Origin of the sequence: Promicromonospora sp. MS192 (genome assembly GCF_049532985.1) — a bacterium.
GTDB lineage: Bacteria > Actinomycetota > Actinomycetes > Actinomycetales > Cellulomonadaceae > Promicromonospora.
In genome coordinates, this window is record NZ_CP186693.1 from 5,033,573 (window position 1) to 5,050,671 (window position 17,099).

General features: G+C 73.2%; 17 protein-coding genes. 11 read left to right on the top strand and 6 right to left on the bottom strand.

What is annotated here, in order from left to right; translation table 11 throughout:
• Positions 1-2: 2 nt before the first annotated feature.
• From ACO229_RS22425 to ACO229_RS22445, 5 genes are all read left to right on the top strand, one after another.
• Positions 3-1,022, top strand: coding sequence for an aliphatic sulfonate ABC transporter substrate-binding protein (locus ACO229_RS22425; protein ID WP_397429169.1), 1,020 nt, complete (start codon positions 3-5; stop codon positions 1,020-1,022).
• On the top strand, positions 1,015-1,803 hold the full coding sequence (locus ACO229_RS22430) for an ABC transporter permease (protein ID WP_397429168.1): 789 nt from the start codon (positions 1,015-1,017) through the stop codon (positions 1,801-1,803). The genes ACO229_RS22425 and ACO229_RS22430 overlap by 8 nt, the downstream gene beginning before the upstream one ends.
• A gap of 67 nt (positions 1,804-1,870) precedes the next feature.
• Positions 1,871-3,268 (top strand): O-acetylhomoserine aminocarboxypropyltransferase/cysteine synthase family protein, encoded by a 1,398-nt coding sequence (locus ACO229_RS22435; protein WP_397429167.1) that lies wholly within the window; start codon positions 1,871-1,873, stop codon positions 3,266-3,268.
• A complete protein-coding gene (locus tag ACO229_RS22440; protein WP_423462853.1) occupies positions 3,265-3,756 on the top strand; it encodes a CoA-binding protein in 492 nt (163 codons plus the stop codon). The genes ACO229_RS22435 and ACO229_RS22440 overlap by 4 nt, the downstream gene beginning before the upstream one ends.
• A gap of 43 nt (positions 3,757-3,799) precedes the next feature.
• Positions 3,800-4,417, top strand: coding sequence for a uridine kinase (locus ACO229_RS22445; protein WP_397429165.1), 618 nt, complete (start codon positions 3,800-3,802; stop codon positions 4,415-4,417).
• 25 nt (positions 4,418-4,442) lie between these two features.
• Here ACO229_RS22445 and ACO229_RS22450 read toward each other — a convergent pair whose 3' ends face one another.
• From ACO229_RS22450 to ACO229_RS22460, 3 genes are all read right to left on the bottom strand, one after another.
• Positions 4,443-5,177, bottom strand: a complete 735-nt coding sequence (locus ACO229_RS22450) for a VOC family protein (RefSeq protein WP_423462854.1) — start codon at positions 5,175-5,177, stop codon at positions 4,443-4,445.
• Between the two features lie 191 nt (positions 5,178-5,368).
• Positions 5,369-6,478, bottom strand: a complete 1,110-nt coding sequence (locus ACO229_RS22455) for a low molecular weight phosphatase family protein (RefSeq protein WP_423462855.1) — start codon at positions 6,476-6,478, stop codon at positions 5,369-5,371.
• 85 nt (positions 6,479-6,563) lie between these two features.
• Complete coding sequence (locus ACO229_RS22460; RefSeq protein WP_423465334.1) at positions 6,564-7,802, bottom strand: NAD(P)/FAD-dependent oxidoreductase; 1,239 nt, start codon at positions 7,800-7,802, stop codon at positions 6,564-6,566.
• A 203-nt stretch (positions 7,803-8,005) separates the two neighbouring features.
• Here ACO229_RS22460 and ACO229_RS22465 point away from each other — a divergent pair, with 203 nt between their 5' ends.
• The 3 genes from ACO229_RS22465 to ACO229_RS22475 all read left to right on the top strand — a co-directional run bounded on the left by ACO229_RS22465 (position 8,006) and on the right by ACO229_RS22475 (position 11,505).
• Positions 8,006-9,427 carry an amino acid permease gene (locus ACO229_RS22465; RefSeq protein WP_423462856.1) on the top strand — a complete coding sequence of 474 codons (1,422 nt, stop codon included), beginning with the start codon at positions 8,006-8,008 and terminating at the stop codon, positions 9,425-9,427.
• Positions 9,428-9,502: 75 nt separating this feature from the next.
• Positions 9,503-10,726: a metallophosphoesterase family protein gene (locus ACO229_RS22470; RefSeq protein WP_423462857.1), complete on the top strand. Its 1,224-nt coding sequence runs from the start codon at positions 9,503-9,505 to the stop codon at positions 10,724-10,726.
• 68 nt (positions 10,727-10,794) lie between these two features.
• Positions 10,795-11,505, top strand: coding sequence for an MOSC domain-containing protein (locus ACO229_RS22475; RefSeq protein WP_423462858.1), 711 nt, complete (start codon positions 10,795-10,797; stop codon positions 11,503-11,505).
• 51 nt (positions 11,506-11,556) lie between these two features.
• Here the strand turns inward: ACO229_RS22475 and ACO229_RS22480 are convergent, their stop codons facing one another.
• A complete protein-coding gene (locus ACO229_RS22480) occupies positions 11,557-12,024 on the bottom strand; it encodes a DUF6194 family protein (protein ID WP_397429160.1) in 468 nt (155 codons plus the stop codon).
• A gap of 42 nt (positions 12,025-12,066) precedes the next feature.
• Between ACO229_RS22480 and ACO229_RS22485 the strand changes: the two genes are divergently transcribed.
• Positions 12,067-12,786, top strand: a complete 720-nt coding sequence (locus ACO229_RS22485) for a MerR family transcriptional regulator (RefSeq protein WP_423462859.1) — start codon at positions 12,067-12,069, stop codon at positions 12,784-12,786.
• A gap of 54 nt (positions 12,787-12,840) precedes the next feature.
• On the opposite strand, the gene ACO229_RS22490 is transcribed toward ACO229_RS22485, so the two are convergent.
• Both ACO229_RS22490 and ACO229_RS22495 read right to left on the bottom strand, forming a co-directional pair.
• A complete protein-coding gene (locus tag ACO229_RS22490) occupies positions 12,841-13,332 on the bottom strand; it encodes a PH domain-containing protein (protein WP_397411965.1) in 492 nt (163 codons plus the stop codon).
• 33 nt (positions 13,333-13,365) lie between these two features.
• Positions 13,366-14,040: a histidine phosphatase family protein gene (locus tag ACO229_RS22495; RefSeq protein ID WP_423462860.1), complete on the bottom strand. Its 675-nt coding sequence runs from the start codon at positions 14,038-14,040 to the stop codon at positions 13,366-13,368.
• 122 nt (positions 14,041-14,162) lie between these two features.
• Between ACO229_RS22495 and ACO229_RS22500 the strand changes: the two genes are divergently transcribed.
• On the top strand, positions 14,163-16,010 hold the full coding sequence (locus ACO229_RS22500; protein ID WP_423462861.1) for an FAD-dependent oxidoreductase: 1,848 nt from the start codon (positions 14,163-14,165) through the stop codon (positions 16,008-16,010).
• Positions 16,003-16,923: an intradiol ring-cleavage dioxygenase gene (locus tag ACO229_RS22505; RefSeq protein WP_423462862.1), complete on the top strand. Its 921-nt coding sequence runs from the start codon at positions 16,003-16,005 to the stop codon at positions 16,921-16,923. The genes ACO229_RS22500 and ACO229_RS22505 overlap by 8 nt, the downstream gene beginning before the upstream one ends.
• Positions 16,924-17,099 lie beyond the last annotated feature (176 nt).

Genomic DNA, 17,099 nt, shown 5'->3' on the forward strand with positions numbered 1-17,099 from the left:
CCATGCGTCACCGTAGGTACACCGCCCTGGCGTCCGGCCTCGTCCTGGTCTCGGCGATGGCGACGACCGGCTGCGTGGCGGGCGAGGGTTCGGCCGCCGCGGACGGCGCGGGGGACTGGAGCACCGGCACCCTCAACATCGACTTCGCCACCTACAACCCCCTCAGCCTCGTCGTCCGCGACCAGGGCTGGCTGGAGGAGGAGCTCGACGGCGTCGAGGTGACCTGGGTGCAGTCCGACGGCTCCAACACGGCGAACGAGAACCTGCGCGCCGCAGCGATCGACTTTGGCTCGACGGCGGGGTCCGCTGCGCTGCTGGCGCGGGCGAACGGGTCACCGATCCGGACCGTCGACGTCTACAGCCAGCCCGAGTGGTCGGCGATCGTGGTGGCGGGCGACTCGGAGATCACGGACGTGGCGGACCTGGCGGGTGCGTCGGTCGCGGCGACCAAGGGCACCGACCCGTACTTCTTCCTGCTCCAGACGCTCGACGAGGCGGGGATCGCCCTGGACGACGTCGAGGTGCAGAACCTGCAGCACGCCGACGGCCGCGCCGCGCTCGACAACGGCTCGGTCGACGCCTGGGCGGGGCTCGACCCGATCATGGCCGCGGCCGAGGCGGAGTCCGGAGACACGCTGATCTACCGGAACATCGACTTCAACACCTACGGGTTCCTCAACGCCCGCGAGGAGTTCGTGGACGAGCACCCGGACGTGACGCAGGCCGTGGTGGACGCCTACGAGCGGGCGCGGGCCTGGGCGCTGGAGCACCCCGAGGAGCTGTCCGCGCTCCTCGCCGAGGTCGCCTCGATCGACCCCGAGGTCGCGTCCACCGTGATCGAGGAGCGCACGGTGCTGGACCTCGACCCCGTGCCCGGCGACGCGCAGCGCGACGTGCTGGAGGTCGTGGGGCCCATCTTCGTGGAGTCGGGCGACGTGACCGCGCAGGAGGACGTCGACACCGCGCTGGACGAGCTGTTCGCGCCGGAGTTCGCGCAGGAGGCGGTGGCCTCGGATGAGTGACGGCCCCGGGCACCGCGGCCTCGGCGGCCTCGGGCGCGCCGGCCGGGTGGCGGTCGGCCTCCTGGTGCCGGTCGCCCTCCTCGGGCTGTGGTGGGGCACGACGGCGGCCGGGCTCGTCCCGGCCTACCAGCTCCCCGGGCCGGTGGCCGTGTGGGACGCCGCCGTCGACCTCGTCGAGCGTGGCCAGCTCGGGCACCACGTGGCCATCTCGACGCAGCGCGTCCTGATCGGGTTCGCGCTGGGCGCCGCCGCCGGTCTCGCCGTCGGCGCCCTGGTGGGCCTGTCCCGGCTCGGCGACCTCCTGCTCGCGCCGACGCTCGGCGCGATCCGCGCCGTGCCGTCGCTCGCCTGGGTGCCGCTGCTGATCCTGTGGCTCCGGATCGGCGAGGAGTCGAAGATCACCCTCATCGCGATCGGCGCGTTCTTCCCCGTGTACACGACCGTCGCCGCGGCTCTGCGGCACGTGGACCCGCACCTCGTGGAGGCGGGCCGGGCGTTCGGGCTGCGCGGCCTGCGGCTCCTGTCCGTGGTCCAGCTCCCCGCCGTCGTGCCGTCGCTGGTGGCGGGGCTGCGGCTGGCGCTCGCCCAGTCGTGGCTGTTCCTCGTGGCGGCCGAGCTCATCGCGTCGTCGATGGGGCTGGGGTTCCTGCTCAACGACTCCCAGCAGAACGGGCGGGTGGACCGCATCCTGCTCGCGATCGTGCTGCTCGCGGTGCTGGGCAAGCTGACGGACGCGCTGATCGGCCTCGGTGAACGGCGGCTCCTGCGGAAGTGGGCATGATGGCGGGCGGCACGCCGGGCGCGGGGGCACGGGCCCGGGAGAACTCAGGACGGAAGGCAGGACGACGATGACCGAGCACACCTTCGGGTTCCGTACGCGGGCCCTGCACGCCGGGGGCATCCCCGACGCGGCGACCGGGGCACGGGCGGTGCCGATCTACCAGACCACGTCGTTCGTGTTCCAGGACACCGACGACGCCGCGAACCTCTTCGCGCTGCAGAAGTACGGCAACATCTACTCACGCATCGGCAACCCGACGGTCGCGGCCCTGGAGGAGCGGATCGCGTCCCTGGAGGGCGGCATCGGCGCCGTCGCGACGGCGTCCGGCATGTCGGCGGAGTTCATCACCTTCGCCGCGCTCGTCGGGGCGGGCGACCACGTGGTCGCCTCGGCCCAGCTCTACGGCGGCACGGTGACGCAGCTCGACGTGACGCTGCGGCGGTTCGGCGTGGAGACCACGTTCGTGCCCGGCACCGACCCCGCCGACTACGCCGCGGCGATCACGCCCGAGACCAAGGTGCTCTACACCGAGGTCGTGGCCAACCCGTCGGGCGAGGTGGCCGACCTGGAGGGGCTGGCGGAGGTGGCCCACGCCGCCGGCATCCCGCTGGTGGTGGACGCGACGCTCGCGACGCCCTATCTGGTGCGGCCCATCGAGCACGGCGCGGACATCGTGCTCCACTCCGTGACCAAGTTCCTGGGCGGGCACGGCACCACGCTGGGCGGCGTCGTGGTCGAGTCCGGCCGGTTCGACTGGGGCAACGGCAAGTTCCCGCAGATGACCGAACCTGTCCCGTCCTACGGCGACGTGCGCTGGTGGGGCAACTTCGGCGAGTACGGGTTCCTCACCAAGCTGCGCTCCGAACAGCTCCGCGACATCGGCCCGGCGCTCTCCCCGCAGTCCGCGTTCCAGCTCCTGCAGGGCATCGAGACCCTGCCGCACCGCCTCGACGCGCACCTGGCGAACGCCCGCGCCGTGGCCGAGTGGCTCGACACCGACCCGCGCGTCTCCTACGTGCTCTGGGCGGGCCTGCCCTCGCACCCGCACCACGAGCGGGCGCAGAAGTACCTGCCGCTCGGGCCGGGTTCGGTCTTCGCGTTCGGCCTGCAGGTTCCTCCGGCAGGCGCCGGGCCCGACGCCGAGAGCCTGGCCCTCGCCACGGACGCGCCGGTCGGCGCCGCGGTGCCCGTGGACGAGCACCTGCCCGTCCCGGACGGCCGCGAGGCCGGGCGGCTGTTCATCGAGTCGCTGCAGCTCGCGTCGCACCTCGCGAACGTCGGCGACGCGCGGACCCTGGTGATCCACCCCGCCTCGACCACCCACCAGCAGCTCTCCGCGGAACAGCTCGAGGCGGCCGGCGTTCCCGAGGACCTCATCCGCATCTCCGTGGGCCTGGAGGACGTCGAGGACATCCTGTGGGACCTCGACCAGGCGCTCACCAAGGCGACGGGAGTGAACCGATGAGCGAGGCCACCCGGACCTGGCAGGGCCCCAGCGCGCCCGAGCGCCTGCGGATCCTGCGCTCCACGAGGTCGATCGCGATCGTCGGTGCCTCGGCCAACCCGGCGCGCGCGAGCTACTTCGTGGCGACCTACCTGCTGTCCTCCTCCCCGTACGAGGTGTACTTCGTGAACCCGCGGGCCACCGAGATCCTGGGGCACCCCGTGTACCCGAGCCTGGCCGACCTGCCCGTCGTGCCCGACCTCGTGGACGTCTTCCGGCGGCACGAGGACCTGCCCACCGTGCTCGACGAGACGCTGGCCGTCGGGGCGAAGACCCTCTGGCTGCAGCTCGCCTCCTGGCACGAGGACGTGGCACGCACGGCCGAAACCGCGGGGCTGAACGTCGTGATGGACCGGTGCGTCAAGATCGAGCACGCGCGGTTCCACGGCGGGCTGCACCTGGCCGGGTTCGACACGGGCGTCATCAGCTCGCGCCGGGCGGACCGGTAGGGCGGCTCGCGGCCCGGGCCGGGCGGCATAGAGTCGTTCCTCGATGAGCACACGCGTCGAACCGGTCAGTGCCGCGCTCCTCGTCGAGCGGATCGTCGATCTCGTCCTCGCCCGGCCCGGCGCACCGGTGCGGCTGCTCGTCGACGGACACCCGTCGACCCACCCCGAGCGGCTGGCCGACGCGCTCGTCGCGCCGCTGGAGACGGCCGGCCGGCCCGTCGCCCGCGTCCGGGTCCGCGACTTCCTGCGCCCCCGGTCCCTGCGGCTCGAACGGGGCCGCGACGACCCGGACAGCCTGCTCGACGGATGGATCGACGTCGAGACCCTGAACCGAGAGGTGCTGCGGCGCGTCGTCGAGCACGGTGAGTACCTGCCCAGCCTGCGGGACCCGGAGACCGACCGGGTCACGCGCGCTGGTTACGTCCCCACCGTCCCGGGAACCGTGGTCGTGCTCGACGGCACGCTCGCGGTCGGCCGCGGGCTCGACACCGACGTCGCCGTGCACCTCGCGCTCAAGCCGGGCACGCTCCGCCGCCGTACCGCGGACGGGGACGCCTGGGAGCTGCCCGCGTACGAGCGGCACGCCGCGCAGGCGGAGCACGAGGCGGATCTCGTGGTCCGGGTCGACCACCCGGACCACCCCGCCCTCGTGCACCGCTGACCGACGGGCCGAGGAGCGGCGAACGTCAGTGCACCAGGCAGAACGGGTGGCCCGCCGGGTCGGCGAACACCCGGAACCCGCTGCTCCCGCCGGGCAGGCGCGTGGCGCCCGCAGCCAGGACAGCGGCCTCCCCGGCGTCGAGGTCCGGCACCTCCACGTCGAGGTGGAGCTGCTGCGGGTAGGCCGGGTCCGGCCACCGGGGCGCGTTGTAGCCCTCCACGGTCTGGAACAGCAGGGGCCGGTCGCCGCCCAGCATGGCCACGCCGTCGGCGTCGTAGGTGACCGGCTCGCCCATGACCTGCGACCAGAACGCGGCGAGAGCCGAGGCGTCCGGGCAGTCGAACGTGGCGCCCATGACGGTGACGCCGTCGACCCCCTCCTTGGCGCAGATGTCGAACGGGTGCCCGGCCGGGTCCGCCAGCGTGATCCACTGCTCGTTCTCCCGCAGCACGGTCGCGCCCAGCTCCACCGCGCGGGCGCTCGCGCCCGCCATGTCGGAGGCGTAGAGGTCGAGGTGGGCCTGCTGCGGGTGCTCCTGGCCGGGCCACTGCGGCGGCACCAGGCCGGGGGCGAGCTGGAACGCGATGCCCCACCGGTCGGGCGTCACGACGGTGATCCAGTCGTCGGACTCCGAGGACACGGTGCCGCTCGTCAGTGCCTTCCAGAAGTCCGCCTCGACGCCCAGGTTCGGGACGTCCAGGACCACGGAGTCCAGGGTTCCCACGCCGCCGGCGGGCTCGGCGGACGGTGAATCGCTCATGGTGCTGTCCTCTCGGGATGGTCGCGCGAAATTCTCTGCGTACCCCCACCATGCACCGAGCCACTGACACTCCCCACCGGTGCCGCCGTGTGGCGTGGGCGACCGCCTGAATTGTCCACAGGGGTTGTCCACAGACCTGTGAATACCCTGCTCACGACCGGCGCGTCCGGCCCCGAGGTCCAGCCGGCCGGCTAACGCGTCTTCCGCCGGCCCTCGGCGCCGAGGTCCGTCGTCGCCCCGGACCACTGCCGGCGACCCGGGCGCGGCAGCCACCCGGACCGCCCGCCTGCCCCGGCGTCCACGTCGGAGGACGGCGCAGCGCCGGGCGCCGCGTCGTCAGCGACGGCACCGTCGCCGTCCCCCGCGTCGATCTCCGCGAGCAGGTCCCGCACGCGGGCCGTGATGTCGTCGACGATCCGTTCGACCTCCTCGATCGGCCGGCCCGCGGGGTCGTCGAGGGGCCAGTCGAGGTAGCGACGACCGGGGTACACGGGGCAGGTGTCCCCGCAGCCCATCGTCACGATGACGCCGGACGCGCGCACGACGTCGTCCGTCAGCACCCGCGGGAACTCGATGAGGCCGTCCAGCCCGCGTCGGGCCAGCACGGTCTCCGTCGTGCGGTCGGGCTCGGCGGCGGGCCGGCTGCCCGCGGTACGGACGCGGACCCGGTCGCCCGCGAGGCGGCGCGTCACGGCCGCCGCGATCTGGGAGCGCCCCGTGTTGTGCACGCAGACGAACAGGACGTCGCGCGCCGAGCCGTGCGTCACCTCGGTCATCGCGGCGAGCCGGTCCGCCGCGAGCCACGCGGTCAGCGCGGGGAGCTGCGCGGGCGACCCGATCCTGCCGTCCAGGGTCGCGTAGCACTCACGGACCAGCCGTTCGACGGTGCCCGCACCGGCGGTCGCGGTGAACCCCGCGGAGAGCGTCTCGGTCACGCGGGCGAGCAGGGCCTCGTGGTCGCGCACGTCGAGCGCGGGCTCGCCCGGGTGCCGGGGCGTCGCGAGCGCTGCCGCACCGTACCGGGCGATCCCGCGGGACGACACGCGGTACAGCGGGCCGGACGCCGCGGCCGCCGAGCCCCCGACGGCCGCCGAGCCCACGACGGCCACCAGGCCCACGGCGGCGAGCGCCTCGAGGTGTCGTCCCAGGTCCGCGACGGCGTCGGCGCTACCGGGGTGCGGTGCCAGGTCGGCCGCGGAGCAGCGGCCGGCGGGGTGCGTGAGCATGCGGCCCACCAGGCGTAACCGTTCGGGGTTCGCCATGGTCAGGTCCTGCGCGATCCGCAGCTCGTCCGGGGTCATGGTTCTCCTTGGCCGACGGCGGCGTGGCCGAGCGCCAGGAGTTGAGGCTACCGCGTCGCCGTGCCCGGCGGCGCGCAGGGGGTCGTCACGCCGTCGGCGTCCCGGACCGGGGCGGGCGCACCGTCGGCACGTCGCCGACGATCGGCACGGGCCGCCGGTGGAACGGGAACCCGTAGCGCGTGACCAGGCCCGCGAGCGTCGTGACCCGGTTGCGGGGGCCCACCAGCGACATGATGTGCACGAACAGCCAGACCAGCCAGGCGATGCCCTTGGTGAGCCGGATCTGCCGCTTGCCGGGCAGGTTGATCTCCGCGATGGCGGCCCGGCGGCCGATCACCGCCATCGTGCCCTTGTCGACGTAGCGCAGGTTCTCCAGGGGGCGGCCCTCCACCAGGGCCCGGATGTTGCGGCCGACGAGTGCGCCGCCCTGGATGGCGGGCTGCGCGAGCTGCGGCAGGTCGGCGGGCGAGACGGCGATGTCACCGGCGGCGAAGACGCCGGGCAGCCCCTCGACCTGGAGGTCGTCGCCCACGGTGATGCGGCCGCCCTCGTCCTGCGGCAGGCCCCAGCCGGCGACCTCGTCGTGCGGGCGTACACCGGCGGACCAGACGGTGAGGTCGGCGTGGATGCGGGTCCCGTCGGTGAGCACCACGGCGTCGCGTTCCACGGCGGCGACACCGGCTCCCAGGTGCAGCGACACCCCGCGGTGCCGCAGCTCCCGGGCCGCGTAGGACCGCAGTGCGGGCGCGAACGACTTGAGGATCTCGCCGCCGCGCTGCACCACCTTGACCTCGAAGGCGTCGCCGTGGATCTCCGGGTAGGCCGGTGCGAGCCCGGCGGTGCGCAGCTCGGCGAGCGCGCCCGCGACCTCGACGCCCGTGGCGCCGCCGCCCACGACGACGACGCGAAGGCCGTCGTCGATCCGCTTGGACTTCGCCGCCTTCTCCAGGCGGATGAAGAGGTTGTCGCGGATCCGCATCGCCTGGGACCGCGAGTACATGGGGAACGCGAACTCCTTGGCGCCGGGCGTGCCGAAGAAGTTGGTGGTCACGCCCGCGGTCACCACGAGGTAGTCGTAGCTGATCCAGTGGTCGTTGAGCAGGCGGATCTTCCTGGCCTGGTGGTCCGCCTCCACCAGGTGCTCGTGCACCACGTGCACGTTCTTCTGCTTCAGCCGCAGGCCGCGCAGGAAGTAGGTGACGTCGCCCGGGTTCAGGCCGCCCGTGGCCACCTGGTAGAGCAGCGGCTGGAACGTGTTGTAGACCCGGCGGTCGACCAGGGTGATCCGGACCGGCGCGTCCCGCAGAGCCTTCACGACGGCCATGCCGGCGAACCCGCCGCCGACCACGACCACGTGCGGCAACGGCTCCGGGTGGCCGGCCAGTGGGGTCTCCAGGCCGTAGTCCGGGTCCTCGTCGGGAGCGGGGGTGAGGGCGGGATCGGTCACAGGCACGAGTCTCTCACCGGAGCCGAACCACTCACATCCGCTGCGGGGCCGACGCCGCTGTCGGGTTACCGTGGTCGGTCGTGAGCACTACTGAGGAGACGAGCGGCAGCGCCGAGACCGACCGGCAGCTCGCGCACGGGCTGCGCACGCGCCACCTGACCATGATGGGCCTGGGGTCCGCCATCGGCGCGGGCCTGTTCCTGGGCTCCGGCCTGGGCGTGGCCGCGGCAGGTCCGGCGGTGCTGCTCAGCTACGCGATCGCCGGCGCGATCGTGGTGCTCGTCATGCGGATGCTGGCGGAGATGGCCTCCGCGCTCCCGTCGAGCGGGTCCTTCTCCGTCTACGCCGAGGCCGCGCTGGGCCGCTGGGCCGGGTTCCTGCTGGGCTGGCTGTACTGGTTCACCATCGTCATGGTGCTCGGCGTCGAGGTGACCGGTGTGGCCGGGATCGTGCACGGCTGGTGGCCCGCGGTGCCGCAGTGGGTGGTCGCGGCGGCCGTGGTCGCGGTGTTCGGTGCCGTCAACCTGATCGGCGTGCGGCAGTTCGGCGAGGCCGAGTTCTGGTTCGCGACCGTCAAGGTGGCGGCGATCGTCGGCTTCCTGGTGCTCGGCGTGCTCATCGTCACGGGCGTGGTGCCCGTGACCGGCAGCGTCCTGGGTCACTGGGCCGAGCACGGCGGCTTCGCCCCCGCCGGCCTCGCGGGCATCGCGGCCGGCCTGCTCACCGTGGTCTTCGCGTTCGGCGGCATCGAGATCGTCACCATCGCGGCCGCGGAGGCTCGCGACCCGCGGGCAGCGGTCGCCAGCGCGACCCGCACCATCCTGTGGCGCATCCTGTTCTTCTACGTGGGCTCGGTCGCGATCATGGTCGCCCTCATCCCGTGGACCGACGCCGCCCGCCTGGAGTCGCCGTTCGTCTCCGTGCTGGAGATGGCCGGGTTCGACGGCGCGGCGCGGCTCATGGAGGTCGTCGTGGTGCTCGCACTGCTGAGCGCCTTCAACGCCAACGTCTACGCGACCTCCCGGATGCTGTTCTCGCTCGGCGGCCGCGGTGACGCGCCGGCGCTCGCGACCCGGGTCTCCCGCCGCGACGTGCCGTGGGTGGCGGTGCTGGTCTCGGTGTTCTTCGGCGTCGTCGCCGTGCTGCTGAACTACCTGCTGCCCGAGTCGCTGCTCGGCGTGCTGCTCAACGCCGTCGGCTCCGCGCTGCTCGTGGTGTGGCTGCTGGTGGTCGTGGCGCAGCTCCGGCTGCGGCCGCGGCTGGAGGCCGCGGCGGCGGAGCGGGGCGAGACGCTGCGCCTGCGCGCATGGGGCTACCCGTGGCTCTCCTGGGCCACGCTGGCGGCGCTCGTGGCGGTGGTCGCCCTCATGCTGTCCGACGACGCCGCCCGCCCGCAGATCGCCGCGACCACCGGCCTGGTCGCCGTGATCCTGGTGGTCTACGTGATCGCCCGGGCCGTGCGCCGTTCCCGGCCCGACTCCGCGGAGCCGGCCCGGCGGTAGGCGTTCAGCAGACCGTCACCGGGGGTCCATCCGCCGGACGAGCGGCCGCCAGCGCGGCCCCCGATCGTCGTCGGCATGAGTGAGAACACCGTCGGCGGCACGCCGACCGAGACCACCCCGGCCGGCGACGCCACCGGCGTCGACCGCCGTACGTTCCTGTCCCTGAGCAGCCTCGGCGCCGCGGGCGTCGCGACCGCGGCGGCCACTGCCGCCGCCGCACCGGCCGACGCCGCCGAGCTCGCCCGGCACCCGCAGCGCGGACTGCGGTTCGGGCGGGACGGGAAGTTCAAGGTCGTCCAGTTCAACGACACGCAGGACGACGAGAAGATCGACCGCCGCACGCTGGAGCTGATGCGGGCGGTGCTCGACGACGAGCGCCCCGACCTCGTCGTCCTCAACGGTGACAACATCACCGGCGGCTGCGACACCCCGCTGGAGATGCGCCAGGCGATGAACAACGTGGTGCAGCCGATGGAGGAGCGGGCGATCCCGTGGGCCGTCACCTTCGGCAACCACGACGAGGACTCCACGCCGGACAGCGGCGTGGACGAGGCGGACATGCTCGCCTTCTACCGGTCCTACCGCCACAACGTGAACGGCCCGACGGCGCCCGGCGTCACCGGCCAGGGCAACTCGAACGTGCTGATCGAGGGCACCGGCGGCCGCCCGGCGTTCAACCTGTGGCTGCTCGACTCCGGGCGGTACGCCCCCGACACCCTCGCGGGCCAGGACTTCGACGGCTACCCCCACTGGGACTGGCTGCGCATGGACCAGGTGAAGTGGTACTACGACACGTCGGTCCAGCTCGAGCGCCGGTACGGACGCGTGATCCCGTCGCTCATGTTCATCCACATCCCGCTGTGGGAGTACCGGTTCATGTGGTTCGGCTCCGTGGACGGGCGTACCGACGCTGACCACGAGCGCGGCCGGGTCCGCCACCGCATCGAGGGGGAGCGGAACGAGGACGAGTGCCCCGGTCCGTTCAACTCCGGCATGTTCTCGGCGATCCAGCACCGCGGCGACGTCCGCGGCGTGTTCTGCGGGCACGACCACGTGAACACCTACTCGGGCGACTACTACGGCGTGCTGCTCGGGTACGCGGGCAACACCGGGTTCGGCACGTACGGCCTCGGCGGCGCCGAGCGCAACCGCCTGCGCGGCGCCCGGGTCTACGACCTCGACGAGTCGGTCGACGGCGTGCTGGCCGGTACACGCATGCGCTTCGCGTCGGAGTTCGGCATCGACCTCACCGCGAACGACCAGTGGATGGAGCCCCTGCCGCTGCCTCGGGGCAAGTAGTCCCGGCCGTTCTCCCGGCCGCCCGCGGGGGCGGCCGGGAGACACGTCCGGAATGAGAAAATGGGCGCATGGCTGAGCTCCTCGCGGTGTGCCGCGTCCACGTCCTGCACCCCGACGCCGGCCCCGTCGGAGTCACGGCCATCGACAAGCGTCCCGTCGAGGGCCGCGTGAAGGTGCGGCCCCTCGGTCTGTACGCGGACCTCCAGGCGGACCGCGCCAACCACGGCGGTCTCGACCAGGCGGTCTACGCCTACGCCCAGGAGGACGCCGACCACTGGTCCGCCGAGCTGGGCCGCGAGGTGACACCCGGCCTGTTCGGCGAGAACCTGCGCACCAGCGGCCTGGACGTGAACCGTGCGGTGATCGGCGAACGGTGGCAGGTCGGGTCGGCGCTGCTGGAGGTCACCCAGCCCCGCGTGCCCTGCCAGACCTTCGGACGCCGGCTCGGCGAGCAGCGCTGGGTGCGCCGGTTCGCGCAGGCCAACCGCACCGGGGCGTACCTCCGCGTGATCGAGAACGGTGATCTCGGCGCCGGCGACACCGTCGACGTCGTGCAGCGCCCCGTGCACGGCGTGACGATCTCCGACTGGTTCGCCGCCCGCTACGGCGTGCCGGTCGCGGGCGCCCCGGGGGCGGACGAGAAGGGCGCGCCCGACCCCGACACGCTGGAGCGGCTCGCGCAGCGGCTCCTGAACGCGCAGGCGGCGGGCGACGTCCGGCTCAGCGTCGACATGCTGCGCCGCGCCGAGCAGGCTGCGGGCGGGGCCGTCGTCGACTGACGGGCGTCACGCCCTGCCGTCCGTCACCCGCCCGGGGAGGTGTTCGCGCGGTCAGGCCCGGCGTTCGTACCGGGCCCGGGCGGCCTCGTGCGCCTCGCGCAGGAGCCGGAGCACCGTGTCCGTCGTGCTCGGTCCGGGATTGACCACGGCGACCCAGCCGGCCGACCCGTAGACGGGGTGGGGCAGCAGCACGTCGGCGGTGTCGGGCGGCGCGGCACCGGGCTCCGTGAGCTCGTGCAGCGCGGTGCGTCCCACGTGGATGTTGACGCGCAGGCGCCCCGCCGGGTCGAGGTCGGAGGCCGTGTCGTCCGGGTAGTCCTTGGTGACGATGGTGGCGTAGGGCTGGACGTTCCGGGGCATCCGGCCGTCGGGTGCGTAGTAGAAGAAGGTGTCGCCCCAGGCCAGCTCGGGCACGTCGGGGTCGCCGGCGGTCGGGGCCACGACGAGCGCGCCGTCGAGGGCACGCACCGTCTCGAGGATCCGTCGGGTGGTCGGGTCGGTACTCTGCGAGTGGTCCATGCTTCAAGCATCACCTTCAAGTGCTTCTGTGGGGTTGGGTCCGTGACACCTCGAACCAGGGCCGGTGGCCGGCTGCGCACCGCCGACGTCGCCCGCGAGTCCGGCTACTCGCCGCAGCAGGTCCGGGACCTGGAACGTCTGGGCGTCATCCCGCCCGCGGTCCGCGAGGCCAACGGGTACCGCGCCTACACCGGCAGGCACGTCCGGGCACTGCGTGCGTACCGGGGCCTGGCGAGCGCGGCGGGCCCGGTCGAGGCGCGGCGCCTGCTCGCGGAGGTGGCGGACCTCGCCGGTGCCGCCGCCGCGGTCGGCGCCGTCCACGTCCGCCTGGCGCAGGAGCGGGACGAGGTGCTCCGTGCGCGGGCGGCGCTCGACGCCATCGAGGGCGAGCTGCCCGCGCACGGCGAGGTCGACGACGCCGACGTCATGACCATCACCCAGCTCGCCGCGGCCCTCGGCGTGCGCACGTCCACGCTCCGGTTCTGGGAGCAGGAGGGCCTCGCCGTCCCGCAGCGGGTGACGAGCCTCCGCGCCCGCCAGTACGGCCCCGCCGCCGTCCGCGAGGCGCGCGTCGTGGCCGCGCTGCGCGCCGGTGGCTACGGCATCCCGGCGGTGCGGGACGTCGTCGCGTCGCTGCGGGGGCACGCCGGCATCGCCGAGACCAGGCAGATCCTGGACCACCGCCTGGACCGGATCGCCACCCGCACGATCGCCCTGCTCCGCGCGGGCGCCGACATCGCGGCGGTCATCGAGGCAGGCTGACGGCGCACCCCCGGACACCCGGCGAACCCACCGGGTCAGCGGCCCGGGCGGGCCTCAGTCGTCGCTGAGCAGCTTGCCCTGCCGCACCAGGTCCTGCAGGGTGCGCTGCACCTGCTCGACGTCCGGCACGTCGTCCAGCACCATGCCCGGCTGGTCGGTGCCGTCCGAGATCACGAGCGTGCCGCAGCCGAAGAACCGGTCGCTGAGCTGCTTCTCGAACGTGACGTTGTTGATCCGGTAGAGCGGGATGTCACGGCCCGTCTGCGTCAGGATGCCGGTGCGCAGCGCGACGCGCTGGTTGGTGATGATGTACCGGGTGGTACGCCAGCGCAGGAACGGCCCTGCGGCCGCGACCAGGCCGAGGAGCACGAGCACGGCGGTCGCGAACCACAGCACGATCGGGTCCACCGGCAGGGGCAGCACCCACAGGGCCACCAGGACGACGACCAGCACCAGCAGCAGCAGGACCGGCTTGACGATCTTCTTGGGGTGGGTGCGGAGCTGCATCACGATGGTCTCGCCGTCGGCGAGGTGCTCTTCCCTCATTCCGCGAATACTGCCCTACTGCGCGAACCGGATCTACTGTGCGGCCAGGTTCCATCCCTCGATGGTGCGGAGGTCGTGCCCGTACCCGAGGAGGCACACGGCGGCCGTGCCGAGCTCGAACCGGGCGCCCAGCCGCGGGTCCACCCCGAGCCAGACGGTGGCGAGCACCCGCAGCAGATGGCCGTGCGCGACGAGCAGCACGTCGCCCCCGGCCCCGAGCGTCTCCTCCGCGCGGGCGACCACCCGGGCGGCCCGGGCGGCGACCTGCTCCAGCGTCTCGCCCGGCCGTCCGCCTCCGTGCTCGGGCGAGGGCGGCAGCACGCGCACGCCGTCCTCGAAGATCTGGAACTCGCGGCCCAGCTCCTCGGACACGTCGCGGGAGGTGCGGCCGTCCACGGGCCCGTAGTCCCACTCGGCGAGGTCCTCGTCGACGACGGCGCCCGGGTGCCCGGCGAGCTCCGCCGTCCGCCGGGCGCGGGTCAGCGGCGAGGTGCGGACGGTGGCGAACTCGTAGCGGGCCAGCGTGGTCCCCGCCGACCGTGCCTGCTCCTCGCCGGCCTCGGTGAGCGGGATGTCGGTGCGTCCGGTGTGCTGCCCGCTCCGGCTCCACTCCGTCTCGCCGTGCCGGAGCAGCACGAGCTGGGGATCGCGCGGGGGAGTCAGGGGCTGGGGCTGGTTCGGTGGCTGGTTCGGCGGCTGGTGCGGCATGGGACGAGCATCCAGCGTCCGGCGGGCGCGCGCACCCCTGCACGCCGTCCCACCTGCGGATACCTGAGGCAAATTACTGGTTTGCCCTTTTCTGTGAGGTGGTCGCACGACATCCTGGGGTCATGCCTGAGTTCGACGACGGTCAGACCGCGACCGCACTGCCCAGCACCGCCGCACGCAGCACCGGGACCGGGACACCGGGCGCCACCGACGTCGTCGTCGAGACCGACGTGCTGGTCGTGGGTTCCGGCCCGGCGGGCGCGTCGGCGGCCCTGTTCCTGTCCAGCCTCGGGGTCGGCACCATCATGATCACCAAGTACCGCTGGACGGCGAACACGCCCCGTGCGCACATCACCAACCAGCGCACCATGGAGATCTTCCGCGACCTGGGCATCGAGGACCAGGTGCTCGCGGACGCCACGCCGCACGAGCTGGTCGGCGACACCGTGTTCTGCACGACGATCGCGGGCGAGGAGATCGGCCGCATCCTCACCTGGGAGACGCACCCGGCCCGCGAGGCGGACGCACGCCTCGCGTCGCCGTCGCTCACCGTGGACATCCCGCAGACCTATCTCGAGCCGATCCTGGTGAAGAACGCCGCCCAGCGGGGTGCGCAGACGCGGTTCTCCACGGAGTACCTGGGCCACACGCAGGACGACGACGGCGTCAGCACCCGCGTGCTCGACCGTCTCACCGGCACCGAGTACACGATCCGCTCGAAGTACCTGATCGGCGGCGACGGCGCCCGTTCCCAGGTGGCCGCGGACATCGACCTGCCCATGGAGGGCGCGATGGACATCGCCGGCTCCATGAACATCACCTTCAAGGCCGACCTGACGCACCTCGTCGGCCACCGCCCGTCGGTCCTGTACTGGGTGCTCCAGCCGGGCTCCGACGTCGGCGGCATCGGCGCGGGTCTGGTCCGCATGGTGCGGCCGTGGAACGAGTGGCTCATCGTGTGGGGCTACGACATCGCGGGCGACCCGCCGCAGCTCGACGACGCGGCGGCCACCGAGATCGTGCGTCAGCTCGTGGGCGTGGAGGACCTCGACGTCGAGATCACCGGCTACTCGCTGTGGGGCAACAACCAGATGTACGCCACCCACCTCCAGAAGGGCCGGGTCTTCTGCGCGGGCGACGCCGTGCACCGGCACCCGCCGAGCAACGGGCTGGGCTCCAACACGTCGGTCCAGGACTCCTACAACCTGGCGTGGAAGATCGCCGCGGTGCTGAACGGCCACGCCGCGCCGTCGCTGCTGGACACGTACTCGACCGAGCGCGCCCCGGTCGCGGAGCAGATCGTGCTGCGCGCCAACAAGTCGGGCGGCGAGTTCCGGTTCATGGAGGTGCTCGGGGTCCTGGACGCGGAGACGCCGGAGGCCATGCAGGCCGCGATCGACGAGCGCAAGGCGAACACGCCGGCCGGTGCGGCCAAGCGCGCGGCGCTCGTGGAGGCCATGGACCTCAAGCACTACGAGTTCAACGCGCACGGCGTGGAGATGGGCCAGTTCTACGAGTCGGCCGCGATCGTCTCCGACGGTTCTCCCCAGCCTGTGGACGAGCGCGACCCCGAGCTCTACTACCAGCAGTCCACGGTGCCCGGCGCGCGGTTCCCGCACGTCTGGGTGGCCGACGTGGACGGGCACAAGCGCTCGACGCACGACCTGGTCCCGTACGGGCGGTTCACGCTCGTGACCGGCATCGCGGGCGAGGCCTGGGCCGACGCCGCGGCGAAGGTCGCCGCCGAGCTCGGCGTGCCACTGGCGGCGGTGGTCATCGGACCGGGGCGCGAGGTGATCGACACCTACTACGACTGGGCACGGATCCGCGGGGTCGAGGAGTCGGGCGCCGTCCTGGTCCGGCCCGACACGCACGTCGCGTGGCGGGCGCAGACCCTGGCCGAGGACCCAGCGGGCGCGCTGGGCGACGCCCTGCGCTCGGTCCTCGGCAGGGGGCGGCACGATGACTGAGCCGCACGCCGCAGGGGCCGCCGGGCACCCGGCCGAGCCCGTCGACGCCGAGCAGGCCGCCCGCGAGCAGGAGCTCGTCGACCGGGTCGCGGCGTCGTTCGCGGGCGCGGACGACGAGCGCCTGGCGACCGTCCTGCAGTCCCTGACCCGGCACCTGCACGCGTTCCTGCGCGAGGTGCGGCTCACCGAGGACGAGTGGAACCAGGGCATCGCGTTCCTCACCGCCGCCGGTCACATCACCGACGACAAGCGGCAGGAGTTCATCCTGCTGTCCGACGTGCTGGGTGCCTCCATGCAGACCATCGCCATCAACAACGCGGCCTACGAGAACGCGACGGAGGCCACCGTCTTCGGCCCGTTCTTCGTGGACGACGCCCCGCGCATCGAGAACGGCGGCGACATCGCCGGCGGCGCCACCGGCCAGCCCTGCTGGGTCGAGGGCACCGTCACCGACACCGCGGGCAAGCCGGTCCCGGGCGCGCGCATCGAGGTGTGGGAGGCGGACGAGGACGGGTTCTACGACGTCCAGTACGGCGACGACCGCACCGCGGGCCGCGCCCACCTCTTCACGGACGACGACGGCGGCTACCGCTTCTGGGGTGTCACGCCCACGCCGTACCCGATCCCGCACGACGGTCCGGTGGGTGCGCTGCTGGCGGCGTCCGGCCGCTCCCCGATGCGCGCCGCGCACCTGCACTTCATGGTGACGGCGCCCGGGCTGCGCACGCTGGTGACCCACATCTTCGTGCGCGGCGACGAGCTGCTCGCCTCGGACTCGGTGTTCGGCGTCAAGGACTCGCTCGTCATGGACTTCGACGAGCAGCCCGCCGGCACGCCGACACCGGACGGCCGCGCGGTCGACGGCACCTGGGCACGCACGCGCTTCGACGTCGTGCTCGCTCCGGGCGGCTGACCGGGGCCGGCGTGCACGGGGCGGTGAGCCGGGCCCGCCCGCCGCGTGCTGACGCGGTGGTGAGGTCGATGTCACAGCCACTTCGGTCGACGGCGAGACGCGGTACCGCCGAAAATGGTAGACCCGCACATCAGCGGTGAACCACGTGCAGCGCTACGCCTGGCTGCACCGGAGGA

Excerpts from the sequence above, each read along its gene's own strand:
- ACO229_RS22495 (WP_423462860.1), bottom strand. The coding sequence starts at position 14,040 with ATGCCGCACCAGCCGCCGAACCAGCCACCGAACCAGCCCCAGCCCCTG.
- ACO229_RS22430 (WP_397429168.1), top strand. The coding sequence starts at position 1,015 with ATGAGTGACGGCCCCGGGCACCGCGGCCTCGGCGGCCTCGGGCGCGCC.
- ACO229_RS22475 (WP_423462858.1), top strand. The coding sequence starts at position 10,795 with ATGGCTGAGCTCCTCGCGGTGTGCCGCGTCCACGTCCTGCACCCCGAC.
- ACO229_RS22500 (WP_423462861.1), top strand. The coding sequence starts at position 14,163 with ATGCCTGAGTTCGACGACGGTCAGACCGCGACCGCACTGCCCAGCACC.
- ACO229_RS22460 (WP_423465334.1), bottom strand. The coding sequence starts at position 7,802 with ATGGCCGTCGTGAAGGCTCTGCGGGACGCGCCGGTCCGGATCACCCTG.
- ACO229_RS22470 (WP_423462857.1), top strand. The coding sequence starts at position 9,503 with ATGAGTGAGAACACCGTCGGCGGCACGCCGACCGAGACCACCCCGGCC.
- ACO229_RS22480 (WP_397429160.1), bottom strand. The coding sequence starts at position 12,024 with ATGGACCACTCGCAGAGTACCGACCCGACCACCCGACGGATCCTCGAG.
- ACO229_RS22505 (WP_423462862.1), top strand. The coding sequence starts at position 16,003 with ATGACTGAGCCGCACGCCGCAGGGGCCGCCGGGCACCCGGCCGAGCCC.
- ACO229_RS22440 (WP_423462853.1), top strand. The coding sequence starts at position 3,265 with ATGAGCGAGGCCACCCGGACCTGGCAGGGCCCCAGCGCGCCCGAGCGC.
- ACO229_RS22435 (WP_397429167.1), top strand. The coding sequence starts at position 1,871 with ATGACCGAGCACACCTTCGGGTTCCGTACGCGGGCCCTGCACGCCGGG.
- ACO229_RS22490 (WP_397411965.1), bottom strand. The coding sequence starts at position 13,332 with ATGAGGGAAGAGCACCTCGCCGACGGCGAGACCATCGTGATGCAGCTC.
- ACO229_RS22425 (WP_397429169.1), top strand. The coding sequence starts at position 3 with ATGCGTCACCGTAGGTACACCGCCCTGGCGTCCGGCCTCGTCCTGGTC.
- ACO229_RS22455 (WP_423462855.1), bottom strand. The coding sequence starts at position 6,478 with ATGACCCCGGACGAGCTGCGGATCGCGCAGGACCTGACCATGGCGAAC.
- ACO229_RS22445 (WP_397429165.1), top strand. The coding sequence starts at position 3,800 with ATGAGCACACGCGTCGAACCGGTCAGTGCCGCGCTCCTCGTCGAGCGG.
- ACO229_RS22450 (WP_423462854.1), bottom strand. The coding sequence starts at position 5,177 with ATGAGCGATTCACCGTCCGCCGAGCCCGCCGGCGGCGTGGGAACCCTG.